The sequence below is a fragment of the Roseixanthobacter psychrophilus genome (assembly GCF_043195195.1).
Classification (GTDB): Bacteria; Pseudomonadota; Alphaproteobacteria; order Rhizobiales; family Xanthobacteraceae; genus NCEH01.
On record NZ_JBAFWT010000100.1, the window covers coordinates 1 to 3,159 of the forward strand.

Sequence of the window (3,159 nt, forward strand, 5' to 3'; positions counted from 1 at the left end):
GACCACTTCGAGCTTGAATTCTACGTCCGGAAGCTGGCGAAGAATGGCGTCAAGCTGGTCTCGATCACACAGGAAATGGGGGACGACCCCATGCACGTCATGATGCGCCAGATCATGGCCCTGTTCGACGAATACCAGTCGAAAGAAAACGCCAAGCACGTCATGCGGGCCTTGAAGGAGAATGCCCGGCAAGGCTTCTGGAACGGCTCGCTTCCTCCTATCGGCTATCGCGTCGTCGCGGCCGAGCAGCGTGGAGCCAAGACCAAGAAGAAGCTCGAGATCGACCCGTTCCACGCCGACACGGTGCGGCTGATCTATCGCCTCGCACTGGAAGGCGACGGCACGACCGGCCAGATGGGCGTCAAGAACATCGTCTCCTATCTCAACAGCCGCCGCATCTTCACCCGCGACGGCGGGCGCTGGGGCATCGGACAGGTTCACCGCATCCTGACCCGCCGCACCTATATGGGCGAGCATGAGTTCAACAAGCGCTCCAAGACCAAGGAACTGAAGCCGGTCAGCGAGATCGTGACGGTTCCGGTCCCGCCGATCATCGACCGGGAGACGTTCGACACGGTTCAGGCATTGCTCAAGGCCCGCAACCCCAAGGTCATCCCTTCCGCCGTTATCAGCGGCCCGACCATGCTCACCGGGCTGATTCATTGCGCCAAGTGCGGTGGGGCCATGACTATCCGCACCGGCAAGGGCGGGCGCTATCGCTATTACGCCTGTTCCATGAAAGCCCGTCAGGGGCCGACCGCCTGCGAGGGCATGGCCGTGCCGATGGAGAAGCTGGACGATCTTGTCGCCGACCATCTCGAAAGCGAGCTTCTCCAGCCCGAGCGGCTGGAAATGATTCTCGCCAGTGTTCTCGACCGCAGGCAGGAGCAATCCGAGCGCCGCCGGGACCACATCGCGGAACTGAACAAGCGCGCGGCCGAATCGGAACTGCGCCTCAAGCGCCTCTACGATGCTATCGAGGCAGGCGTTGCCGACATCGACGATCCGGCGCTCAAGGATCGGATCGACGGCCTCAAGGCTATCAGGGATCAGGCAAGGCTCGACGCCGAGCGCGCCCAGGCCATGCTCGACAACTCCGGTTCCAAGGCGATCACCCCGCAAATGGCCCACACCTTCGCCAAGACCGCCCGCGAGCGCATCCGCCTTGAAGGCGGCGGCTACCGCCGCGATCACCTGCGCGCGCTGACCCAGCGCGTCGAGGTCGCGGACGGCGAGGTTCGGATCATGGGATCGAAGTCGCGGCTACTTCAGGCGCTCACCGGAAAAAGCAGCGTAAACTCAGTGCCCACTCAGGGACTGAAGTGGCGGACCGAGCGGGATTCGAACCGCTTCGTGGAAACGATATTGATATCAGGCTGAGCGGCTAAGCATGAAAGTTGTTTCGTTCCAAAGCAGTTGCCCTCAGTCCGGCGCATCGGTTAGCGGATCGAGCTCGCCACTATCGACCTCGGCGTCATCTTCAGCCAACCCGCCCCGTGCGATCGGAATATCCCCCGCCAATAGCTTCTCCTTGCTGAGCAGACCGGCGTCCTCGAGCGCTTCCATGTCGGGCAGGTCACGCAGGGTGTCGAAGCCGAAGTGGCTCAAAAAGCCCGTTGTGGTGACATAGGTGTAGGGGGCGCCGGGAACGGGACTGCGCGGCCCGGCGGCGATGAAGTCGAGGCCGCGCAAGTGACCGATGGTGTCGCGGGAAATCTCCTTGCCGAAGAACTGGCCAAGCTCCCCCCGCGTGATCGGCTGGAAATAGGCGATCGCCAGCAGCACCAGTTGCTCGGACTTCGACAGCGGCTTGGGATCCTCCGTGCCGAGCCCAGTGGCGACCTGGATCGCCCCGGCGAACCCCTTCTTTGTGCGGTGCTGCCAGCCGCCGGCGACCGCCACCAGCTCATAGGGCCGGCCGCGCAGTTCCGCGCGGATGTCGTCGATGAGGAGGTCGAGGCTGCAGTCGCGACCGACCACCCCAGCGAGAACCTCACGCGGTACCGGCTCGGGTGCAGCAAAGATCACCGCCTCGACGCGGCCCATCCACTCGCGCCAACGCAGCTCCGGCGGCAGGTGCGCCAGCTCGGTGTCGAAGGGTTCCGGAGTGCGCGGGCGGCGAGCCATGTCAAAGCCCAAACAGCTTGAAGCTGGGTCGGCCGGACAGCTCGCGCACGGCGCCAAGCGAGACCAACCGGTCAAACAGCCGGCGCGCCGCGAAGCGGGAGAGCGCGGCGGTCTGCAGGGTGCCGGGCACGACATCGTCATCGAGCAGAAGCCGGACGGCGTCGCCGGCGCCCTTGGCGCGCAGCTTCGGCACCACCGCCTCCAGACGGGCCGCACGCGGCGCGATCTCGGCAGCCAGCCGGCAGGCCCGGGCGGCGCCGTGCGCGACGGCGACACAGACGGCGGCATCGAGACCGCCTCCTTCCGGAGAAAGGCCCCCTCCCCTCCCCGCCCGGCGCAGCCCGCCGGCGACAGCTTCGGCCATCAAAAGCGGCACCGGCAGCGGCCAGCGCAGCCGCAGCGCCAGCACCTGGTCGGCCAGCCACCAGCCGAGCAGCCGACCGCCGGGCTGCGCCGTGTCGACGGCGCGGACGAGTGCCGCGGCCGCCAGCGGCGCCGGCCGGCCGGTCGCCAGCTGCCGGTCGATCTCTTCCGGAAGTGCGGCCAACCCAGAGCTCCAGCTGATGCCCATCAGCGCGCACGTCGATTGGAGCGCCGCGATGTCCATGCCCGCGGAACGCTCGGCGAGCCGCCGCCAGGCGGCCAGGAGGCGCCCGGCCGGCCCCGGATCGTCGTCCGGCTGACGCAGCACCCAGGCATCGCGCAGCGCGTGTTCGTCCTCGGCCCGACCGGCCTGGCGGGCGGCCGCGGCGGCACAGGTCAGCGCCAGCCGGGCGCGCCAGGCGCCGGCCCAGGGCGGCGCCGCATGCACCAGATTATCCAACGCATTCAACGCCGCACCGGCCAGGAAGGCGGCCTCGGCCGGGTCCGCCACCGGGCCGCGCGGCACCGCCCAGCCGGGCACGATTGGCACGGGCCAGGGTACTGCGGGCGTAGGAATCGGCGCGAGATCCATGTGCAGAGCCTAACCGCGTTGTGCGCTTTTGTCTCCATTTTTCCCATAAAAACGCACGCTCTGTCGGAGAATAAGAA

General features: G+C 67.1%; 3 protein-coding genes. 1 reads left to right on the forward strand and 2 read right to left on the reverse strand.

Translation table 11 applies throughout. From position 1 onward, the window contains the following. A partial coding sequence (locus V5F77_RS28365) for a recombinase family protein (protein ID WP_429008402.1) occupies window positions 1-1,380 on the forward strand: 1,380 nt, incomplete at its 5' end. A gap of 42 nt (window positions 1,381-1,422) precedes the next feature. On the opposite strand, the gene scpB is transcribed toward V5F77_RS28365, so the two are convergent. Both scpB and V5F77_RS28375 read right to left on the reverse strand, forming a co-directional pair. Further along, window positions 1,423-2,127, reverse strand: a complete 705-nt coding sequence (scpB, locus tag V5F77_RS28370) for an SMC-Scp complex subunit ScpB (protein ID WP_429008403.1) — start codon at window positions 2,125-2,127, stop codon at window positions 1,423-1,425. Between the two features lies 1 nt (window position 2,128). After that, the gene (locus V5F77_RS28375) at window positions 2,129-3,082 is read right to left on the reverse strand and encodes a DUF1403 family protein (RefSeq protein WP_429008404.1); all 954 of its coding nucleotides are present in this window, start codon (window positions 3,080-3,082) and stop codon (window positions 2,129-2,131) included. Window positions 3,083-3,159: the final 77 nt, after the last annotated feature.

Bases quoted from the DNA above. Each gene is read 5' to 3' on its own strand.
- scpB (WP_429008403.1), bottom strand. From the start codon at position 2,127: ATGGCTCGCCGCCCGCGCACTCCGGAACCCTTCGACACCGAGCTGGCG.
- V5F77_RS28375 (WP_429008404.1), bottom strand. From the start codon at position 3,082: ATGGATCTCGCGCCGATTCCTACGCCCGCAGTACCCTGGCCCGTGCCA.